Annotated in this window: 21 protein-coding genes; 15 read left to right on the plus strand and 6 right to left on the minus strand. The window is 63.3% G+C overall.

Annotated elements, in window-relative coordinates; genetic code table 11:
- Positions 1 to 39 precede the first annotated feature (39 nt).
- Positions 40 to 702, plus strand: a complete 663-nt coding sequence (locus ACMCNM_RS01180; protein WP_186681806.1) for a glutathione S-transferase — start codon at positions 40 to 42, stop codon at positions 700 to 702.
- 123 nt (positions 703 to 825) lie between these two features.
- On the opposite strand, the gene argH is transcribed toward ACMCNM_RS01180, so the two are convergent.
- Entirely contained in the window at positions 826 to 2,220 is a 1,395-nt protein-coding gene (argH, locus tag ACMCNM_RS01185) for an argininosuccinate lyase (RefSeq protein ID WP_027595124.1), read from the minus strand.
- 309 nt (positions 2,221 to 2,529) lie between these two features.
- Here argH and ACMCNM_RS01190 point away from each other — a divergent pair, with 309 nt between their 5' ends.
- The 7 genes from ACMCNM_RS01190 to ACMCNM_RS01220 all read left to right on the plus strand — a co-directional run bounded on the left by ACMCNM_RS01190 (position 2,530) and on the right by ACMCNM_RS01220 (position 8,938).
- Positions 2,530 to 3,273, plus strand: coding sequence for a LytR/AlgR family response regulator transcription factor (locus ACMCNM_RS01190; RefSeq protein ID WP_027595125.1), 744 nt, complete (start codon positions 2,530 to 2,532; stop codon positions 3,271 to 3,273).
- 125 nt (positions 3,274 to 3,398) lie between these two features.
- Positions 3,399 to 4,340, plus strand: coding sequence for a hydroxymethylbilane synthase (hemC, locus tag ACMCNM_RS01195; RefSeq protein WP_027595126.1), 942 nt, complete (start codon positions 3,399 to 3,401; stop codon positions 4,338 to 4,340).
- The gene (locus ACMCNM_RS01200) at positions 4,337 to 5,104 is read left to right on the plus strand and encodes a uroporphyrinogen-III synthase (RefSeq protein ID WP_186703108.1); all 768 of its coding nucleotides are present in this window, start codon (positions 4,337 to 4,339) and stop codon (positions 5,102 to 5,104) included. The genes hemC and ACMCNM_RS01200 overlap by 4 nt, the downstream gene beginning before the upstream one ends.
- A 45-nt stretch (positions 5,105 to 5,149) precedes the next feature.
- Positions 5,150 to 6,250, plus strand: coding sequence for a uroporphyrinogen-III C-methyltransferase (locus tag ACMCNM_RS01205; RefSeq protein WP_097151363.1), 1,101 nt, complete (start codon positions 5,150 to 5,152; stop codon positions 6,248 to 6,250).
- Positions 6,247 to 7,485 carry a heme biosynthesis protein HemY gene (locus ACMCNM_RS01210; RefSeq protein ID WP_339549350.1) on the plus strand — a complete coding sequence of 413 codons (1,239 nt, stop codon included), beginning with the start codon at positions 6,247 to 6,249 and terminating at the stop codon, positions 7,483 to 7,485. Before ACMCNM_RS01205 ends, ACMCNM_RS01210 begins: the two co-directional genes overlap by 4 nt.
- 244 nt (positions 7,486 to 7,729) lie before the next feature.
- Positions 7,730 to 8,236, plus strand: coding sequence for a disulfide bond formation protein B (locus ACMCNM_RS01215; protein WP_027595130.1), 507 nt, complete (start codon positions 7,730 to 7,732; stop codon positions 8,234 to 8,236).
- A 231-nt stretch (positions 8,237 to 8,467) separates the two neighbouring features.
- The gene (locus ACMCNM_RS01220) at positions 8,468 to 8,938 is read left to right on the plus strand and encodes an Rsd/AlgQ family anti-sigma factor (RefSeq protein ID WP_027595131.1); all 471 of its coding nucleotides are present in this window, start codon (positions 8,468 to 8,470) and stop codon (positions 8,936 to 8,938) included.
- A 9-nt stretch (positions 8,939 to 8,947) separates the two neighbouring features.
- Here the strand turns inward: ACMCNM_RS01220 and ACMCNM_RS01225 are convergent, their stop codons facing one another.
- Positions 8,948 to 9,598 carry an FKBP-type peptidyl-prolyl cis-trans isomerase gene (locus ACMCNM_RS01225; RefSeq protein ID WP_085273895.1) on the minus strand — a complete coding sequence of 217 codons (651 nt, stop codon included), beginning with the start codon at positions 9,596 to 9,598 and terminating at the stop codon, positions 8,948 to 8,950.
- A 228-nt stretch (positions 9,599 to 9,826) separates the two neighbouring features.
- Between ACMCNM_RS01225 and ACMCNM_RS01230 the strand changes: the two genes are divergently transcribed.
- On the plus strand, positions 9,827 to 10,897 hold the full coding sequence (locus tag ACMCNM_RS01230; RefSeq protein WP_412763813.1) for an AlgP family protein: 1,071 nt from the start codon (positions 9,827 to 9,829) through the stop codon (positions 10,895 to 10,897).
- Here ACMCNM_RS01230 and ACMCNM_RS01235 read toward each other — a convergent pair.
- The gene (locus ACMCNM_RS01235; RefSeq protein WP_412763814.1) at positions 10,873 to 11,355 is read right to left on the minus strand and encodes a TIGR02444 family protein; all 483 of its coding nucleotides are present in this window, start codon (positions 11,353 to 11,355) and stop codon (positions 10,873 to 10,875) included. The two genes, ACMCNM_RS01230 and ACMCNM_RS01235, sit on opposite strands and share 25 nt — an antisense overlap.
- Positions 11,356 to 11,405: 50 nt before the next feature.
- On the opposite strand from ACMCNM_RS01235, the gene ACMCNM_RS01240 reads away from it, so the two are divergent.
- Both ACMCNM_RS01240 and ACMCNM_RS01245 read left to right on the plus strand, forming a co-directional pair.
- Complete coding sequence (locus tag ACMCNM_RS01240; protein WP_099452601.1) at positions 11,406 to 13,316, plus strand: ATP-binding cassette domain-containing protein; 1,911 nt, start codon at positions 11,406 to 11,408, stop codon at positions 13,314 to 13,316.
- A gap of 189 nt (positions 13,317 to 13,505) precedes the next feature.
- Positions 13,506 to 14,138 carry a LysE family transporter gene (locus ACMCNM_RS01245; protein ID WP_186681816.1) on the plus strand — a complete coding sequence of 211 codons (633 nt, stop codon included), beginning with the start codon at positions 13,506 to 13,508 and terminating at the stop codon, positions 14,136 to 14,138.
- 31 nt (positions 14,139 to 14,169) lie between these two features.
- On the opposite strand, the gene ACMCNM_RS01250 is transcribed toward ACMCNM_RS01245, so the two are convergent.
- Together ACMCNM_RS01250 and ACMCNM_RS01255 are read right to left on the minus strand one after the other, a co-directional pair.
- Positions 14,170 to 14,922: a slipin family protein gene (locus ACMCNM_RS01250; RefSeq protein ID WP_412763815.1), complete on the minus strand. Its 753-nt coding sequence runs from the start codon at positions 14,920 to 14,922 to the stop codon at positions 14,170 to 14,172.
- A gap of 2 nt (positions 14,923 to 14,924) precedes the next feature.
- Positions 14,925 to 16,274, minus strand: a complete 1,350-nt coding sequence (locus ACMCNM_RS01255) for an NfeD family protein (RefSeq protein ID WP_412763816.1) — start codon at positions 16,272 to 16,274, stop codon at positions 14,925 to 14,927.
- A gap of 99 nt (positions 16,275 to 16,373) precedes the next feature.
- Between ACMCNM_RS01255 and ACMCNM_RS01260 the strand changes: the two genes are divergently transcribed.
- The 3 genes from ACMCNM_RS01260 (at position 16,374) to ACMCNM_RS01270 (ending at position 17,844) form a co-directional block, all read left to right on the plus strand.
- Positions 16,374 to 16,832, plus strand: a complete 459-nt coding sequence (locus ACMCNM_RS01260; RefSeq protein ID WP_027595139.1) for an aminoacyl-tRNA deacylase — start codon at positions 16,374 to 16,376, stop codon at positions 16,830 to 16,832.
- A 61-nt stretch (positions 16,833 to 16,893) separates the two neighbouring features.
- On the plus strand, positions 16,894 to 17,136 hold the full coding sequence (locus ACMCNM_RS01265; protein WP_085273890.1) for a DUF2789 domain-containing protein: 243 nt from the start codon (positions 16,894 to 16,896) through the stop codon (positions 17,134 to 17,136).
- Positions 17,137 to 17,205: 69 nt separating this feature from the next.
- A complete protein-coding gene (locus ACMCNM_RS01270) occupies positions 17,206 to 17,844 on the plus strand; it encodes a hypothetical protein (protein ID WP_027595141.1) in 639 nt (212 codons plus the stop codon).
- Between the two features lie 6 nt (positions 17,845 to 17,850).
- Here ACMCNM_RS01270 and ACMCNM_RS01275 read toward each other — a convergent pair whose 3' ends face one another.
- Positions 17,851 to 18,288 (minus strand): CBS domain-containing protein, encoded by a 438-nt coding sequence (locus ACMCNM_RS01275; RefSeq protein WP_085273889.1) that lies wholly within the window; start codon positions 18,286 to 18,288, stop codon positions 17,851 to 17,853.
- A gap of 256 nt (positions 18,289 to 18,544) precedes the next feature.
- Here ACMCNM_RS01275 and ACMCNM_RS01280 point away from each other — a divergent pair, with 256 nt between their 5' ends.
- Positions 18,545 to 20,104: an OmpA family protein gene (locus tag ACMCNM_RS01280; protein ID WP_412763817.1), complete on the plus strand. Its 1,560-nt coding sequence runs from the start codon at positions 18,545 to 18,547 to the stop codon at positions 20,102 to 20,104.
- Positions 20,105 to 20,106 lie beyond the last annotated feature (2 nt).

The raw sequence follows: 20,106 nt of genomic DNA on the forward strand, positions 1-20,106 counted from the left end.
AGCCGGGCCATCCCCATACGGCCTGGAGGCTGTTACCCCATGCTCAAGCTTCACGGATTCTCGGTCAGCAATTACTACAACATGGTCAAGCTGGCGCTGCTGGAAAAAGGCCTGCCTTTCGAGGAGGTCACCTTCTACGGCGGCCAGGCGCCCAAGGCACTGGAAGTCAGCCCGCGGGGCAAGGTACCGGTATTGGAAACCGAGCACGGCTTTATCAGCGAAACCAGTGTGATCCTCGACTACATCGAGCAGACCCAAGGCGGCAAGGCACTACTGCCAACCGAGCCGTTCGAGCAGGCCAAGGTGCGTGAGCTGCTGAAGGAAATCGAGTTGTACATCGAGCTGCCGGCGCGTACCTGCTATGCCGAGTCCTTCTTTGGCATGGCGGTGGAGCCGTTGATCAAGGAACGCGCCCGTGCCGACCTGCTGGCGGGCTTTGCCACGCTCAAGCGCAATGGGCGCTTCGCACCCTATGTGGCGGGTGAGCAGCTGACCATTGCCGACCTGATGTTCTGCTTCTCGGTTGACTTGGCCTACGCGGTGGGCAAGAAGGTGCTGAACCTCGACTTCCTCGCGGACTTCCCCGAGGCCAAGGCATTGCTGGAGAAAATGCGCGAGCACCCGCACATGGCGCGGATCCTGGCAGACAAGGAGGCGGCGATGCCGGCCTTCATGGAGATGATTCGTAGCGGCAAGCGCTAACTGTAGCTAGCGCTGAACCTGTAGGAGCAGCCTTGTGCTGCGAAGAGGCCGGTGCAAACACCTTAGATCCAGGGTGTTTGCACCGGCCTCTTCGCAGCACAAGGCTGCTCCTACAACAAGCAGTTAGCGCGAAGCCAGCAAGGCTTGGCCACGCACCACGGCCGCACGCACCTGCGCCGGTGCGGTACCACCAATGTGGTCACGGGCATTGACCGACCCTTCCAGGGTCAGCACAGCGAACACATCCTGCTCGATCTGGTCGCTGAACTGGCGCAGTTCGTCCAGGCTCATCTCGGCCAGGTCCTTGCCAGTGTCCACGCCATACTTCACCGCGTGGCCGACGATTTCGTGGCAATCACGGAACGGCAGGCCACGGCGTACCAGGTAGTCAGCCAGGTCAGTGGCGGTGGAGAACCCGCGCAGGGCCGCTTCACGCATGATCGCGTGCTTGGGCTTGATGGCCGGGATCATGTCGGCAAAGGCACGCAGCGAGTCGCGCAGGGTATCGGCGGCGTCGAACAGCGGTTCCTTGTCTTCCTGGTTGTCCTTGTTGTAGGCCAGCGGTTGGCCTTTCATCAGGGTCAGCAGGCCCATCAGGGCGCCGAACACGCGGCCGCTCTTGCCACGTACCAGCTCCGGCACGTCTGGGTTCTTTTTCTGCGGCATGATCGAGCTGCCGGTGCAGAAGCGATCAGGCAGGTCGATGAACTGGAACTGGGCGCTGGTCCACAGCACCAGCTCTTCGGAGAAGCGCGACAGGTGCATCATCGCCAGGCTCGCGGCAGCGCAGAACTCGATGGCGAAGTCACGGTCCGAGACGCCGTCCAGCGAGTTGCCCGATACGTCCTCGAAGCCCAGCAGCTTGCAGGTGAGCTCGCGGTCGATCGGGTAGGTGGTGCCGGCCAGCGCGGCGCTGCCCAGGGGCATGCGGTTGGTGCGCTTGCGGCAGTCGACCAGGCGCTCGTAGTCGCGGCTGAGCATTTCGAACCAGGCCAGCAAGTGGTGGCCGAAAGTGACCGGCTGGGCGGTTTGCAGGTGGGTGAAGCCGGGCATGATGGTCTCGGCTTCACGCTCTGCCTGCTCCAGCAGGCCCTGTTGCAGGCGGGTGATTTCGGCCAGGATCAGGTCGATCTCGTCGCGCAGCCACAGGCGGATGTCGGTGGCGACCTGGTCGTTGCGGCTGCGGCCGGTGTGCAGCTTTTTACCGGTGATGCCGATGCGATCGGTCAGGCGTGCCTCGATGTTCATGTGCACGTCTTCAAGGTCGACGCGCCAGTCGAAGTTGCCGGCCTCGATCTCGCCCTGGATGGTCTTCAGGCCATCGATGATGGTGTCGCGCTCGGCATCGCTGAGCACGCCGACCTGCGCCAACATGGTGGCGTGGGCGATCGAACCCATGATGTCGTGGCGGTACAGGCGCTTGTCGAAATCGACCGAAGCGGTGAAACGGGCGACGAAGGCGTCGACGGGCTCACTGAAGCGGCCGCCCCAGGACTGATTGGTCTTGTCGGTGCTCATGGATTCACTCATTGCAGGCGTGAACGAAAAAGTGGCGCCGATAATAGCAGGGTTGGGCTGGCTGCCGCAGGACGCCGGTCGAGAGAAATGACGGCAAATGGGCAGGCAAACGAGCAAGCAAGGATTTGCAGGATTGAACGGCAGTGTTCCACGGACCGTCTACAGTTGGACAGAGGACTGGCAGTGAATCTGCCGGCCGAGTGAATCTTTGGCCATTGCACCGGTCTAGAGCGTGACACGCAGTGTCGCTCGAACCACACTTGTCTACGCTACACCTGTGCGAGACTCATTCAGGAATCCAGCGCAATTATGAATGTCCTGATCGTTGATGACGAACCCCAAGGCCGTGAACGCCTCAGTAGGCTACTCGGCGAACTAGAGGGTTATACCGTGCTGGAGCCAAGCGCCACCAACGGCGAGGAGGCCCTGGCGCTGATCGAAAGCCTAAAGCCCGATGTGGTCTTGCTGGACATCGGCATGCCTGGCCTGGATGGCCTTCAGGTCGCTGCTCGCCTGTGCGAGCGCGAAGCGCCGCCCTCGGTGGTGTTTTGCACCGGCGACGATGAATACGGCACAGAGGCTTTCAAGGACAGCACCCTCAGCCATGTGACCAAACCCTTCCAGCCTCAGGCGTTGCGCGATGCGCTGCGCAAGGCCGAGAAGCCCAACCGCGCCCAGTTGGCGGCGCTCACCCGGCCGGCCAATGAAGGCGGCGGCCCGCGCAGCCATATCAGTGCGCGAACGCGAAAGGGTATCGAGCTGATTCCCTTGCCCCAGGTTATCTATTTCATCGCTGACCACAAATACGTGACCTTGCGCCACGAGGGCGGTGAGGTGTTGCTCGATGAGCCCCTCAAGGCCCTGGAAGACGAATTTGGCGAACGCTTCGTGCGTATCCACCGCAACGCGCTGGTGGCCCGCGAGCGTATCGAACGCCTGCAGCGCACCCCGCTTGGGCATTTTCAGCTGTTTCTCAAAGGCCTGGACGGCGATGCCCTGACCGTCAGCCGGCGCCATGTGGCTGGCGTGCGCAAGATGATGCAGACGCTCTGACCACGTCTTTGCGCGGCCGCTGCCCACGGCCGCGCATGGGACGTACATAGCCATTGACCCGCATCTGCTGGTGATGCCGCCGGAGCTGTTATCATCGGCAGCATTTCTCTGCATCGGGGCGTTCCATGTCCACTCGCGAAATCCGCATTGCCACCCGTAAAAGTGCCTTGGCCCTGTGGCAGGCCGAATACGTCAAAGCCCGCCTCGAGCAGGCGCACCCTGGGCTGATCGTGACCCTGGTGCCCATGGTCAGCCGCGGTGACAAGCTGTTGGATGCGCCGCTGGCGAAAATCGGCGGCAAGGGCCTGTTCGTCAAGGAACTGGAAACCGCCCTGCTGGACAACGAAGCCGACATCGCCGTGCACTCGATGAAAGACGTGCCCATGGACTTCCCTGAAGGCCTGGGCCTGTACTGCATCTGCGAGCGGGAAGACCCGCGCGACGCCTTCGTTTCCAACCGTTTTGCAAGCCTCGAAGCCTTGCCCGCCGGCAGCATCGTCGGCACCTCCAGCCTGCGCCGCCAGGCCCAGTTGCTGGCGCGTCGGCCAGACCTCGAAATCCGCTTCCTGCGTGGCAACGTCAATACCCGCCTGGCCAAGCTCGACGCTGGCGAGTATGACGCGATCATCCTCGCCGCCGCCGGTTTGATCCGCCTCGGTTTCGAAGACCGCATCACCGCCAGCATCAGCGTCGATGACAGCCTGCCGGCGGGCGGCCAAGGTGCGGTGGGTATCGAATGCCGCAGTGCCGACAGCGAAATCCATGCACTGCTGGCCCCGCTGCACCATCTCGACACCGCCGACCGGGTGGTGGCCGAACGGGCCCTGAACAAGCGCCTTAATGGCGGCTGCCAGGTGCCGATTGCCTGCTACGCAGTGCTTGAAGGCGACCAATTGTGGTTGCGCGGCCTGGTTGGCCAGCCGAGCGGTGGCACCTTGCTGGTGGCCGATGCCCGCGCGCCGCGCGCGTCGGCTGAAGCCTTGGGCGTGCAGGTTGCCGAAGACCTGCTCAGCCAAGGCGCCGAGGCCATCCTCAAGGAAGTCTATGGCGAGGCCGGGCACCCGTGAGCCCTTGGCGCCTGTTGCTGACCCGGCCTGAAGAGGACTGCGCGGCACTGGCGCAGAGCCTGGCAGCCGCCGGCGTGGCCAGCAACTGCCTGCCTTTGTTGGCGATCGAGCCTGTGCGATTGGGCGACGTGGCGCGTCAGCGGCTTGCCGGGCTGGGGCACTACCAGGCCATGATCGTGGTCAGCAAACCGGCCGCCAAGTTGCTGCTTGAGCAACTCGCGCACGCCGGCCTGCAGCCTCCGGCAACCGGCTGGTTTACCGTCGGTGAAGCAACGGCTGCAGTGCTGCAGTCCGCCGGTCTTCAGGTGACTTTCCCTACGCAAGGTGACGACAGCGAGGCCTTGCTCGCACTGCCGGTCCTGCGCGACGCTATCGCGCTTCCTACACCACGCGTCCTTATCGTCCGTGGCGTGGGAGGTCGCGAACTGCTGGCAGAGCGTCTTGCAGAGCAAGGTGCTAGTGTCGATTATCTGGAACTGTATCGTCGCTGCCTGCCGGAGTACCCGGCGGGCACGCTGATGCGTCGCATCGAAGCGGAACGCCTCAATGGCCTGGTGGTCAGCAGTGGGCAGGGTTTTGAACATTTGCAGCAGATGGCCGGCGCCGATTGGCCGCAGGTGGCGCGTCTGCCGCTGTTCGTGCCGAGCCCGCGGGTTGCCGAGCAGGCCAGGGCCGCCGGGGCCCAACAGGTTGTGGATTGCCGTGGCGCCAGTGCCACGGCCTTGCTGGCAGCTGTGCAGCGCAGCGCTGCACCTGCCTCTTAAGGCGCTAAGCTGAACGCCTAGCGCCCCCATGCAAAGGATGGATACGTGAGCGAAACTGTCTTGTCCAATAACGATCAGCCGTCGGCCCAGACGCCGGCGGATCCCGTCACCGCCACACCCGCCAAGCGCTCCGGCACCGGTCTGGCAGCGCTGGCGCTGCTGCTGGGTGCGGCCGGGGTCGCAATAGGTGGCTGGGGTGTCTGGCAGGTGCGGCAACTGCAAGGCAGCGAATTCAACCAAGGGCAGCACCTTGAAGCCCTGAACCAGCGCGCCGAAGCGCTGCAGCAGCGTGAACAGCAGATCAGCGCGCAGCTGGCCAGCCTGCCGGCTGCCAGCGAGCTGGAAGACCGCCGTCGCCTGGTTTCGCAGCTGCAAGGCGATCAGCAACGCCTCAGCCAGCGTCTGGAAACCGTGCTGGGCGAGAGCCGCAAGGAATGGCGCCTGGCAGAGGCCGAACACTTGCTGCGCCTGGCTACCCTGCGCCTCTCGGCGCTGCAGGACATCACCAGCGCCAAGGCCCTGGTCGAAGGCGCCGACGAAATCCTTCGCGAGCAGAGCGACCCCGGTGCCTTCGCCGCTCGCGAGCAGTTGGCGCGCAGCCTGGCAACCCTCAACAGCACGCAGCAGCCAGACCGCACGGGCCTGTTCCTCAAACTGGCTGCACAGCGCGAGCTGGTGCAACAACTCAGCGCCCAGTCGCCTGAGTTCGAGAGCAATGCCGATGCGCTCGGTGCGCTGACCTCCGACGGCGATGGCGCCAGTCGCTGGTCGCAGTGGTGGGCGGAAATCTCGAAGTATTTCCAGATCGACTTCAACGCCGATGACAACGTGCGGCCGCTGCTGGCCGGGCAGTCGCTGAACCAGCTGCGTCTGGCCTTGAGCCTGACCATCGAGCAAGCCCAGTGGGCCGCGCTCAATGGCGAGGCCAAGGTCTACACCCAGGCACTGGATGATGCGCGCAGCGTACTGCTGGCCAACTTCAATGCCGACAACCCACAAAGCAAGGCCATGCTCGACAGCCTCAACGCCTTGGCCGAGCAACCGGTGTCTGTGGTCACCCCTGACCTGAGCGAGAGCCTGGCCTCGGTGCAAGCCTACATCCAGCGCCGCCACCTGCCGGCCGAGGGTGAAGGGGGCAAGCCATGAAGCGGGTCTACCTGCTGGCCGTACTGGCGATCGTGATCGCCGCCGCGCTGGGCATTGCGGTGGCCAAGCACAGTGGCTACGTCTTGATCGCCTATGGCAGCTTCCGCTACCAGTCGGGGCTTTGGGCGGCGCTGGCGGGGCTTGTTGCCGTGATTGCCCTGCTCGGGTTGCTGCGCTACCTGGTTGGCCTGGTGCTGACCTCCAGCGGCGTGGTCAACCCGTGGTCGCGTCGTAACCGCAGCCGGCGCATCCGTCTTTCCATCGAGCAAGGCCAGTTGGACCTCGCCGAGGGCCGCTGGGCCAGTGCCCAGCGCCATCTGCACCGCGCCGCCGAAGCTGAGCGCCAGCCCTTGCTGTACTACCTCGGCGCCGCCCGCGCCGCCAACGAGCAAGGCCGCAAGGAAGACAGCGACAACCTGCTGGAGCGCGCCCTGGAGCGTCAGCCGCAGGCGGAACTGGCCATTGCCCTGACCCATGCCCAGTTGCAGATGGACCGTGGCGACACGGATGGTGCGCTGGAAACCCTGTTGGCGATGCAGGCGCGGCACCCGCATAACACCCAGGTGCTGCGCCTGCTGCAGCGCTTGTACCTGGAACGTGGCGATTGGTCTGCGCTGATTCGCCTGCTGCCTGACCTGCGCAAGGGCAAGGTGCTGCCAGCGGCTGAGCTTGCCGAGCTTGAAAAGCGTGCGTGGGGCCAGAACCTGAGCCTGGCGACAACCCGCGGCGAGGATGCGCAAAGTGCGCGTCAGGCCCTGGAACGTGCCTGGCAGCAACTGACTGCCGCCCAGCGCCAGGAGCCGCAGCTGGTGCTGGCCTACGCCGAGCAGCTGCGCCAGGTCGGCGCCCAGGGCGAAGCCGAGCAAGTGCTGCGCACGGCCCTCAAGCGTGAGTACGAAAGCCACCTGGCTCGCTTGTATGGCCTGGTGCGCGGTGATGACCCGGCGCGCCAGTTGCAGACAGCCGAAAGCTGGCTGAAGGCGCATCCACAGGACCCAAGCCTGCTGCTGACCCTCGGCCGCCTGAGCTTGCAGAACCGCCTGTGGGGCAAGGCGCGGGACTATCTGGAAAGCAGCTTGCAGATGGAGCGCAACCCGGAAACCTGTGCCGAACTGGCCCGCTTGCTCGCCGGCCTTGGCGAGACCGAGCGCAGCAACCAGCTGTTCCAGGAAGGCCTCGGCTTGCTGGATGAGCGCTTGCTGGCGCTGCCGTTGCCAGAAGCAGTGCGCGCCTGAGTTACGCCTAAGCGTTTTACCTGGGTTACCCCTTAGTTCGCGCCAGCGTGCGGGCTAAGGGGGCGGGTAACTTGTCCGGCGATATAAGTTAGTTCTGCAGTCCATTTCTTAAGACGTTTCCTACTACCAGGCGGGAAACTTCCTTTGCTATTCAGCGACTTGTCGTCCCTGTAGCGCCTTGAAACACAGCGGTTACTTCCTCTACCGTTTCAAGCCACTTCATTCCCCGGGACCTCCATCGCCCATGCTGCCGGCCCGTTTACGCACTTTTTTCTTTCCTGCCTGCCTTGCCGCGTTGGCTGTGCTGGCCGGGTCATTTCACCTGGAAAGTGCCCTGGGGCTGGTGCCGTGCCCGTTGTGCTTCAGCCAACGTTTGTTACTGGGCCTGTATGGGCTGCTTTGCCTGTGCGCAGTGCTGCAGGCACCGGGCAGGTCGGGTATTCGTCGTTACGCGCAAGCACTGTTGGCCTGCTCGGCGGCGGGGGCGTTGCTGGCGGCACGGCATGTCTGGCTGCAAGGGGCGGGTGGGGCAGTTCACGTGTGCCCGGCTCCGATCTGGGATGTGTTCGAGCAATCCTGGCGTGAAGCTGCGCGGCAATTGCTGCTGGGTGGCCCGGATTGCAACGCACTGACCTGGAGCTTTGTTGACCTGACACTGCCTGAATGGAGCCTGCTGGCATTCCTGCTACTGGGCGCGCTGCCCTTGAGCCGCCTGCTGGCGTATCGTTTCCGCACCCTGGCGGGCGATTGACCTGGCGCAAGCCTGGGACGCTATCGCGACCAATGGTGTTGTAACGGGGTATTAAACACTTGTATGAACTTTGTCTGCTGCGTACCTTGATGGTCAGCACGCGCGGGAATAATCTCCCAGCACGCATACCGAAAATACAACTGCTCGATGCCGTCCTGCTGATGTCACCTTTGTGCTGCGCGGTCGTGGTGCTAGGTGCAGCGGCATCTACCCAGAAGGGAAGAGATCGCCATGCTCGATAGTTGTCAGAACGCCCAGGAACGCTGGGGTGGGGTTCACAAGCTGATCGACCGTTGGCTGGAGGAGCGCCATGAACTGGTGCAGGCTTTCCGCGCGTTGCGCGACGCCAAGCCAGCCTTCGCCGACAAGGACAAGAACCGCGATTTTTGCGCGGTGCTGGTCGACTATGTCTCGGCTTGGCATTTCGAAGTCAGCGAACAGCTGGTCAGTGAAGCCAAGGCCTTCGGCGACACTCGCGGCCTTGAACTGGCCACGCAGATCAACCCGCGCATCGATGACAGCACCCAGATCGCGCTGGCATTCAATGACCATTGCGAGAAGGGCGAGTGCACAGACCCCGAGCGCTTCGCCGAAAAACTGGCCAAGCTGGGCGGCCTGCTGCACGAGCGCTTCGAGCTGGAGGATTGCCTGATCGAGGTGCTGCATAACGCGCACAAGGAAGAGGGCACGGTCGAAGCCTGAGGCGTGGCGTCAGTCGCCAACCGCCAGCAGTTCGATCTCGAATACCAAGGGGGTATAGGGCGCGATCAGGTCACCCGCGCCCTCGGCACCGTAGGCTTGCGCCGACGGAATCACCAGGCGCCATTTCGCGCCTGCATGCATCCGAGGCAACGCCACCCGCCACCCTTCGATCACCGAATCCAGGCTGAACCACTGCGGCTGCTGGTTTTGGTCGAACACCGAGCCATCCGGCAACCTGCCCACGTAGCGTACCTGTACCTTGCCACCCGCTTTCGGCTGCGCGCCGGCGCCGCTTTGCAGTTCGCTGTAAAGCACGCCTTCGGGCAGTTCATGCACACCGGCACGTGCCCGCTCGTTGGCCATGAAGCGTGTTTCCACCGCCTTGAGTTTTTCTGCCTGAGCCTGCTCGGCGGCGTTGTCGGCTTGCGCTTCATGCTGCTGCAACACAGCCTGCATGCGTGCCTTGTCGAGCTTGAGTGGTTGCCCTTGATAGGACTGGCGCAGGCCTTCGACCAGGGCGTCCAGTTGCAGCCCCGGCATCTCTTCGCGCAGCCGCTCGCCCAGGCTGGCACCCAGGCTGTAGGCCAGGTCGTGGTCGTCTGCATTGGCCAGGGCAAAAGGCGCCACCAGGCACAAACCTAAAACAAGAAAACGCGGCATGGACAGTTCCTGCGCAATGAGCGGGCCGTGGCAGCCAACATCGGGGTTGGCCTGTATCTGCCAAATATGAGCAACGCTTAATTCAGCAACTACACTTTCACGGAGCTGCAAGATAACAACTTTGCCCAGGCATGCAACGCGGCGTAAATATTACTGTCAACATGCCCTAGCGGCGGTAGCAGCAGAAGCATAGTATGAGCCGCAATCTCGTCAGCCAGGAGGTAAACCATGTCGGCCAAAAAGAAGCCAGTAAGTACGCCGTTGCACCTGCTCCAGCAACTTTCGGGCAGCCTGCTCGAACATTTGGAAGATGCCTGCTCGCAAGCGCTGGCTGATGCGGAAAAACTGCTGGCCAAGTTGGAAAAGCAACGTGGCAAGGCACAAGAGAAACTGCACAACGGTCGCCTGAAACTGCAGGACGCGGCCAAGGCAGGTAAAGCCAAGGCGCAGACCAAGGCACAAAAAGCGATCGGTGAACTTGAAGGGTTGCTCGACTCGCTCAAGGACCGCCAGACCCAGACCCGTACCTACATCCAACAGCTCAAGCGTGATGCCCAGGACAGCCTGAAGCTGGCCCAGGGTGTGGGCAAGGTGCGTGAAGCCGCGAGCAAGGCACTGGACCAGCGCGCCGTCGCTGCCAAGGCTGCAAAACCAGCTGCTGCCAAAGCACCGGCCAAGGCTGCCAGCAAGCCGGCAGCACGCGCCACGGCCGCCAAACCTGCCGCCAAAGCACCTGCAGCCAAGGCGCCGGCCAGAGCTGCAGCCGCCAAGCCAGCCGCCAAAGCCGCTGCCACCAAAGCGCCGGCCAAAGCGCCAGCAAAAGCCGCTGCCGCCAAGGCACCCGCCAAAACCGCCGCCGCCAAACCTGCGGCCAAGCCAGCCGCTAAAGCCGTCGCTGCCAAAGCACCGGCCAAGGCTGCAGCTGCAAAACCCGCAGCCAAGCCAGCTGCTGCCAAGGCGCCAGCCAAGGCCGCCGCTGCTAAACCGGCAGCCAAACCTGCAGCGGCCAAAGCCCCGGCCAAACCTGCAGCTGCAAAACCTGCGGCCAAGCCTGCTGCCAAGCCCGCGGCTGCCGCTAAAGCACCCGCGCGTGCTGCCGCCAAACCGGCTGCAAAACCGGCGGTGAAAGCTGCTGCAAAACCGGCTGCTGCCAAACCAGCCGCGAGCAAGCCAGCCGAAACCAAGCCCGCCACGGCTGCCACCAGCGCGCCTGCCGCCGCGACCAACTCGGCCAGCCCGGCCGCAGCACCGTCGGCACCCGCCAGCACCCCGGCTCAGGCGCCGTCTTCGGCATCCTGAAGCGCTGCCGCCGCGACGCGCAATTGATGCAGCGCGCGGTGATCTTGGGCCTGGTCCGGCGCTAGCCGGGCCAGCCAGTCGTCCGTGGGCTCGTGCGAGTCCGCGGGCCACTGTCGCGAGCACGCCTGCAGGCGTTCCAGCACGGCCTTCTCGGCCTGCAATTCCAACCCCTTTACTTGCTCACGCAACGCTGCCAACTGCGCATCGTTGTGCGCTGCCGTGCGCCATTGCTGGCGCAGGTTACGCAATGGCGCCACCACCTCACGCTGCCAAGGCTCGGCAATGTCGCGCAGGGCTTGTGCGCGCTCACCTGTCGCGGCCACGCCGCGTGCTTGCAGCCACGTGCCGCAGAGCAACAGGCAAACGTCACCGCCCAACGCTTGCACGTCAAGGCAGGCCTCTTCCACGCCGGCCCTGGCATACAAGGCCAGGGCGTGATTCCACAGGTCGGTGTACATGATTCCACTCACGCTACGGGCCGAGGAAGCTGGTAGACTCCGCGACCATCATGATCAGACTATCCAACCTCACTTTACAGCGTGGTCCGCAGCGCTTGCTAGAAGGCGCCGAGATGACCTTGCACGCCGGCCACAAGGCCGGTTTGATCGGTGCCAACGGCGCCGGAAAATCCAGCCTGTTCGCCTTGCTGCGCGGTGAGCTTTCGCCCGATTCCGGCGATTGCCAGCTGCCCGGCGACTGGCGCATCGCCCACATGCGCCAGGAGGTCGACACCCTCGATCGCCTCGCGGTGGACTATGTGCTCGATGGCGACGTGCGCCTGCGCAAGGTGCAGGCCGAGCTTGCCATCGCCGAAACGGCGCACGACGGCACGGCCCTGGCGCGCCTGCACAGCGAGCTGGAAAGTGCCGATGGCTATACCGCCGATGCCCGAGCACGCAAATTGCTGGCCGGCCTTGGCTTCACCAACGAACAGATGGACCGCCGCGTCGGTGACTTCTCCGGTGGCTGGCGGATGCGCCTGAACCTGGCACAGGCACTGATGTGCCCGTCCGACCTGCTGCTGCTCGACGAGCCCACCAACCACCTGGACCTGGATGCCATCCTTTGGCTGGAAGACTGGCTCAAGGGCTACCCCGGCACCCTGTTGCTGATTTCCCACGACCGCGATTTCCTCGATGCCGTGGTCGACCACGTGGTGCACGTCGAGCAGCGCAAGCTGAACCTGTACAAGGGCGGCTACACCGCGTTCGAGCGCACCCGTGCCGAGCGCCTGGCGCAACAGCAGCAAGCCTACGAGAAGCAGCAGGCCCAGCGTGCGCACATGGAAAAGTACATCGCCCGCTTCAAGGCACAGGCCACCAAGGCCCGCCAGGCCCAGAGCCGGATCAAGGCCCTGGAGCGCATGGAAGAGTTGTCGGCGGCGCATGTCGATTCGCCGTTCGACTTCGTCTTCCGCGAGTCGCAGAAAATCTCCAGCCCACTGCTGGACATGTCCGAAGGCCGCCTGGGTTATGGCGACAAGGCCATCCTTGAGAAGGTCAAGCTGCAGCTGGTGCCGGGTGCGCGTATCGGCCTGCTCGGCCCCAACGGCGCGGGCAAGTCGACCCTGATCAAGAACCTTGCCGGCGAGCTGGAGCCGCTGTCCGGGCGCCTGGTACGTGGCGAGAACCTGGCGGTGGGCTACTTCGCCCAGCACCAGCTCGACTCCCTCGACGACAAGGCCAGCCCGCTGTTGCACCTGCAGCGGATTGCCCCGACCGAGCGTGAGCAGACGCTGCGCGACTTCCTCGGCGGCTTCGATTTCCACGGTGACCGTGTCGACGAGCCGGTGGTGAATTTCTCCGGTGGTGAAAAGGCCCGCCTTGCCCTGGCGCTGATCGCCTGGGAACGGCCGAACCTGTTGCTGCTCGACGAACCGACCAACCACCTGGACCTGGAAATGCGCCTGGCGCTGACCATGGCCTTGCAGGAGTTCGCCGGTGCCGTGGTGGTGGTTTCCCACGACCGTCACCTGCTCAAAAGCACCACCGACGATTTCCTGCTGGTGGCTGACGGCAAGGTCGATACGTTCGATGGCGACCTGGAAGACTACAGCCGCTGGCTGGTCGAGTACCGTCAGCGCAACGCGCCGGTCAGCAACACCCCGGCCAACCCGGACAAGACCGACAAGAAAGCTCAGCGCCAAGCTGCAGCGGCCTTGCGTCAGCAACTGGCACCGCACAAGAAGGCGGCCGACAAGCTGGAAGCCGAGCTTAACCAGGTGCATGCGCAACTGGCTGAGATCGAAACAGCGTTGGGCGACAGTGGCCTGTACGAGGCCGCGCGCAAGGATGAACTGCGCGATGTACTGGCCCGCCAGAGCAAGTTCAAGCAGCGCGAAGGCGAGCTTGAAGAAGCCTGGATGGAAGCGCTGGAAACGTTGGAAAGCATGCAGGCCGAGCTTGAGGCGCTGTCCTGAGGCTGAGGTCTTTGGGGCGTAGGGCGGGAGCCTTTTAACGCTTGTGAGATCGAGCGCCGCCCATGCGGCGCTCAATCGCAACAGCACCCAACAACCCAAACCCTAAACAAATCTGCAAAATTCGCTGGTTATTTTTTCGCCAACATCTTAGCTTAACGTTTTGCAACATATGTTCGAGCGAGGTGTGTGATGTCGATGGAAGTGTGGTTGGGCTTCTTTGCCGCGTGTTGGGTGATCAGCCTTTCACCGGGGGCCGGGGCGATTGCCTCGATGTCCAGCGGCCTGCAGTACGGTTTCTGGCGCGGTTACTGGAACGCACTAGGCCTGCAGATTGGCCTGATCGTACAGATCGCCATCATCGCCGCCGGCGTCGGCGCCATCCTCGCCGCTTCCGCCACCGCCTTTACGGTGATCAAGTGGTTTGGCGTTGCCTACCTGGTCTACCTGGCCTACAAGCAATGGCGCGCGCTGCCGATGGACATGAGCGAAGAGTCTGCCGTGCGCCCGATCGGCAAACCGCTGAGCCTGGTGTTCCGTGGTTTTCTGGTCAACGTCAGCAACCCTAAGGCACTGGTTTTCATGCTGGCGGTGCTGCCGCAGTTCATCAACCCACATGAGGCCCTGCTGCCGCAGTACGTGGCCATTACCGTCACCATGATCACCGTCGACATGCTGGTGATGGCGGGCTACACCGGCCTGGCTTCGCGGGTGCTGCGCCTGCTGCGTACACCCAAACAGCAGAAGCGGCTGAACCGCACCTTTGCCGGGTTGTTCATCGGCGCGGCAACCTTCCTCGCGACCCTGCGTCGCGCGCCTGTCTGACAGGCCATCGGGGGCGCACAAGCGCCCCCGGTTATTTCGGCTTTTCCACAAAGCCCTTGAGCAAATCCAGCGGCAGTGGAAAGACGATGGTCGAGCTCTTGTCCCCGGCAATCGCCCCCAGCGTCTGCATATAGCGCAACTGCATCGCCCCTGGCTCCTTGCTGAGCATCTGCGCCGCCTGCATCAGTTTTTCGGACGCCTGCAACTCCCCTTCGGCATGGATCACCTTGGCCCGTCGCTCACGTTCGGCCTCGGCCTGGCGCGCGATGGCACGCACCATCGATTCGTTGAGGTCGACGTGCTTGATCTCGACATTGGCCACTTTGATGCCCCAGGCATCGGTTTGCGCGTCCAGCACCTGGCGGATATCGGCATTCAGTTGCTCGCGCTCGGCCAACAGCTCGTCCAGCTCATGCTTGCCAAGCACGGCGCGTAAGGTGGTCTGGGCCAGCTGGCTGGTAGCGACGAGAAAGTCTTCGACCTGAATGATCGCTTTTTGTGGGTCGAGCACGCGAAAGTACAGCACGGCATTGACCTTGACCGAGACGTTGTCGCGGGTGATCACGTCCTGCGGCGGTACATCCAGCACGATCGTACGCAGATCGACCCGAACCATCTGCTGGATGACCGGGATCAGCAGGATCAACCCCGGCCCTTTCACCTGCCAGAACCGTCCCAGCTGGAACACCACGCCGCGCTCGTACTCGCGCAAGATCCGGAACGCCGACAGCAACAACACGCCCAGCAGCATCAGCAGGGCGCCGAAACCCAATTGCATGAACATTGTCATTCTCCTTGGGCCGCAGGTGCAGCAGCGCTGACCTCCAGCATCACGCCACGGCGCGCCGTGACTCGCACGTGTTGGCCAGGCTGCAGTGGCGTCGCGCACTGAACCTGCCACTGTTCGCCCTGCGCCTGCACCGAACCGCAGAACGGGTTGTCTGCCAGCACCTGAGTGACCGTGACCAGGCTCCCGACCAAGCCGGCATCGCCGCTCACCAGGGCGCGCTTGCGCGCTTTCAGGGCCATGCCCAGCACGCCACCGATGAGCAGCGCCGACAGCACTGCCAGGCTGGCGATCAAGGACAAGGGGATGCCGAACCCAGGCACGTCGGTGTCCATCAAAATCACTGCGCCGACCACGAAGGCCACGATGCCGCCAAAGCCGACCACGCCAAAGCTGGGCAAGAACGCCTCGGCAATCATGAACGCCAGCCCGAGCAGGATCAGCGCCACCCCGGCGTAGCTCACCGGCAGCAATTGCAGGGCATACAGCGCCAGTAATAGGCAGATACCGCCGATCACGCCGCCTACGGTGGAGCCGGGGCTCATGAACTCGAACAGCAGGCCGTACACGCCGACCATGATCAGGATCAGCGCCACGCTGGGGTTGGTGATGACCGCCAGCAGGCGTGTGCGCCAGTCCGGCAGATGTTCGACCAGGCTGGCTGCGCGGGTGTGCATCTGCTGCGGCTGGCCGGCAGCGTCCAGTGTTTTGCCGTCGAGTTGGCGCAGCAGGTCGGGCAGGTCAGTCGCCACGAGGTCGACCACCTTCAGCCGCAACGCCTCGCTGGCCGACAAACTGACGGCTTCGCGCACGGCCTGCTCCGCCCAATCGGCATTGCGCCCGCGCAGCTGCGCCAGGCCGCGTATGTAGGCAGCAGCGTCATTGACCTGCTTGCGGGCGAGGGTTTGTTCATCACCACTGGGCTTGGCCTTGTCGTCCTTGGGCATGCCCGGGGGCCCGCCGATCTGCACCGGGGTGGCCGCGCCCAGGTTGGTCCCGGGGGCCATGGCTGCGACATGGCTGGCATAAAGGATGTAAGTGCCAGCGCTAGCGGCCCGTGCACCGCTGGGCGCGACGAAGCTGGCAACCGGCACGGGGCTGGCGAGGATGGCTTTGATCATCTGGCGCATGGCGCTGTCCAGGCCACCAGGGGTATCCATGCGGATGACCACCAGTTGCGCGCCTTGTGCATGGGCCTGGTCCAGGCTGCGCACCAGGTAGTCGGCACTGGCCGGGCCGATGGCATCGTCGATGCTCAACACCCAGACGGCACCGGGCGCTGCCTGGCTGCCCGGTGCCAGCCCAAGCAGCATCAACAGCAACAGCCAGCGCCACCAGCGAGCGGCCACCTGTCGTCACCTCGTTCGTCTCTATTACACAAGTTTAGTCATGCCTGCCGGGCCAAGGCCTAAAATTGAAGATTGGGGGCGCAATACCGGAGGTGCATCATGCGTATGGCAAAGACCCTGCAGGCTCGCCTGGACAAGGCCAACTGCGACTACGACATCATTCCCCATCCACATTCGGCCACCAGCCTGGAGTCGGCACGCACGGCCGGTGTACCCGCCGAGCGGGTCGCCAAGTCGGTGGTGCTCGATGACCGGCATGGCAACTACATCCTGGCCGTGCTACCAGCCAACCGGCATCTGGACATGAGCAAGGTGCGCATGTCGGGCGCCTGGCAACTGACCCGCGAAAGCGGCCTGCCGACGCTGTTCGGCGATTGCGAACGCGGCGCAGTGCCGGCACTTGGCGATGCCTACGATATAAAAATGCTGCTCGACCCGACCCTTACCCGGCAAGGTGATGTCTACCTGGAGGCGGGTGACCACGATCACCTGATCCACATGAGCATGGAGCAGTTCATGAAGCTGGTACCGCACGCCGAAGTGCGTGAGCTGTGCTGATGTTCTCAAGCCAACGCCGGGCGGGCGTCGTGGACGGCCTGACCGGCTTTTAGGAGGAATCATGGAAGCACCGATCCATCCATTCGCCGAGCTGTTCAAACAGCTGGGCTTGCCTGACGATGCTTTGAGTATCGATCAATTCATCACCAGCCACTCGCCGCTGCAAAACGAGATCAAGCTGGTCGATGCCCCGTTCTGGACCGATGCCCAGCGCAACTTCCTCAAGGACAGCATCAACGAAGATGCTGATTGGGCAGTCCCTTTCGACCAACTCAACGAGGCGTTGCGCCGCCCCCGAAAATAAAGCGCCGAGCGGCACCTGACGAGTGATTGGCCGTTGCTATGCTCAGGAAAACAATAAGGGGATAGCGCGATGAAAGATCCCTACGCACCAGGGTTCTGGTGCTCCGTGACGATCCTGGGCACGCTGACGGCCAGCTACTTCTATGGCATCAGGCAGACGCAACAGATGAACCAGGCGGTGCAGTTTCTCTACGCCGCCGCCGCGGTCACCGTGGCGGTTGCGCTGGTGGCGCTGACCTGGATCGCCTGGCAACAGTTGCGCCTGAACAAGCGTGAGGTGATCCAGGGGCGAACGTTGCTGACCATCTGGAACACCAAGGTTGCCCTGCGCCGGGTCGAAACGGTATTCGACCGCTATTTCTGGGGCAGCTACTGGCACTCAGGGCGCACCTTCGAAGAAGTCATGGGTGAGCTCAAGGGCACCCCGCTGGAGCAAAGCCTGGACGCCTTAAAGCGCCAGTGCCGGGCGCTCGACCGCGAGATCCACGATCACCACCACCACTGGCTGGCCAACGCACGGGACCTCTCCAGTGTGGCGGCGGCCATGGCCCGCGAACGCTACCAGCTCGACCTGGGCGAGCCGACGAGCACGGGCAATGGCACCACTGCCGTGCTCAACCGCGACCTTGAAGTGCTGGTGTACACCTGGTCGGCGCGCCTGCGCAGCTTCGACCACCAACTGGACGAACTGGAGCGCGCCTACCACTGAGGCGGTTTACTCGCCGCGGATGTACTGCTCCAGCTGCAGGATCAGGTTGGCCTGTTCGGCGATGGTTTCCTTCACCAGGTCGCCAATCGACAACAGGCCCAGCAGTTCGCCATTACTGACCACCGGCAGGTGACGCAGGTGCAGGTTGGTCATCTGGTTCATGCAATATTCCAGATTGTGCTTGGGTTCCACGGTAATCACCGGGGCGCTCATGATCTCGCGTACCGGCGTTGCCGCTGACGAACGGCCTTTGAGCACCAGCTTGCGGGCATAATCCCGCTCACTGACGATGCCGATCACCTGGTTGTTCTCCACCACGGGCAGCGCACCGATATTTTTCTCCGCCAGCAGTTTAAGGGCGTCCAGTACCGAGTCGTCCGGGCCGATGGTGTAAACGGTCTGGTGCTTCGACTTGGTCTTGAGGATTTGTTCGACGTTTTTCATACGGGCCTCTGCGGGTGGAAAAAGCGCTGTCTCAATGTAAATAAAGCATCCGGCACAGCGCTCTGCACGGCAATGCAGGAAACGGCATGGAGGCGATTGAAAAACGTCATGGTTGAATCGATTGTGTACCAAGCACCCCGGCAAGCCGTGTATCCGGCGCTGGAGATGCTTACCTGGGTGGGGCAAAATCCCCGGTAATCTGTGACAATGCATATCAAGTTGCCATCATCCAGACCTGTTTCGGCAAGGAGCCGCAATGCAAAGCATGTTTCGCCTCACAGCGCTCAGTTGCGCCTTCATCACCGCTGCCGGTTGCAGCAGCCAACAGATCGACAATATTTCCAAGAGCGTTAAAGACATTGGCAGGGACTACGGCATGCCCGTGCTCTGTGGTGTCGGGGTTGTCGCCGGGGGCGCTGCCGGTTATGCCCTTAAAGGCAAGGACGGCATCTTGCCGGGCGTTGCAGTCGGCGGCACGTTGGGGTGCATCGCCGGTTATGTCTGGCAGTCGCGCTTGCAGGAGCTTGACCGCATCGCCAAGGAAGAGAACCTGAAGATCACCACCGAGAAATTGACCGTTGCCTCGGCTGCGGTGGTGACCGCCGTCCCTGAACAGGCGGGCCTGGTGACCCAGATCGAAGACACCGGTATGTTCGCCACCGGCTCCGACCAACTGACCCCCAACGGCCAGCGCGCCGTGGCCAAGTTGGCGCAGATGTATGCCAAGCCGGCCGCCACCGACAAGCAGGCCGCCGCCAAGGAGGCGCAGGCACGTCGCTTGTTGATCGTTGGCCACAGCGATGCCGTGGGCAATGCCGATTTCAACCAGAAGCTGTCCGAGCGCCGCGCCAAGACCGTGGGCAAGGTCATGCTGCAGGCCGGCATTCCGGCCAGTGCCATCTATTACCAAGGCGCCGGGGCATCGCGCCCGATTGCCGATAACAGCGACCCGTTGCTGCGTGGCCAGAACCGCCGTGTGGAAATCGTCGAGCTGGCCAACGAACAGGCCCTGGTAATGCGCGCCCAGGCAGAAGCAGGTAACACCCGCTACCTGCACTACGGCACCTCGACCGCTGCCAAACCTCGGCAGGCGACCACTACCGCACACGCGAGCAGCAAGCCTGCCGCGAGCAAGCCGACCACGGCACAGCGTACGCCTGCCACGGCCAGCAGTACCGCCAGCGCAACCACCAGTACCACCAGCACCAGCACCGCGAAGGCTGTTGCAGCTGTGCGTCCGCAGGTCGATTTCGCCGGTACCCCCGTGGCTAACTACAGCTGGACCATGGCGCAGAGCATCAAGCCGAAACAGAGTGGCTTCACGCTGATCAGCAGCGCATACGCCGCGCAGATGCCGATGTCCAGCTGCGAGGCCGACCGCCCACGCAATGCCGGCGAAGTGCTGAGCATGGTCAACGACCAACCTTTGCAGCGCCGCGCCACCAAGGACTACCTGCCGGGTTACAACAACCGGGTCTGGGCCAACCTGGTCAACGGGCACCTGGTGACCGTGTCGCCGGTATCGATCTTGCGTGAGAACGCCATGGTCGACCGCCAGCCGATCCTGCAGTTGGTCGAAGACTACAAACAGCCCACGCAGCACAAACCACGCACCATGAAGGCCGTGGCCAACACCTATGAAGGCGAAAGCGAAGTGCTCTACCGGGTCTTCGCCAGTGATGCCCAGGCATCGATTTCGTGCATGGACATCGTATTCAGCAAAGGCAACGCCGAGGTCAGCCAAGGTGCCTTGTTCTATGCCGCCGGCAGTGACGCGTTCGTCGCTTCCTACAAGCCGATCCCGGCTACCAAATAACC

This window comes from Pseudomonas sp. NGC7, assembly GCF_047159675.1.
Classification (GTDB): domain Bacteria; phylum Pseudomonadota; class Gammaproteobacteria; order Pseudomonadales; family Pseudomonadaceae; genus Aquipseudomonas; species Aquipseudomonas kermanshahensis.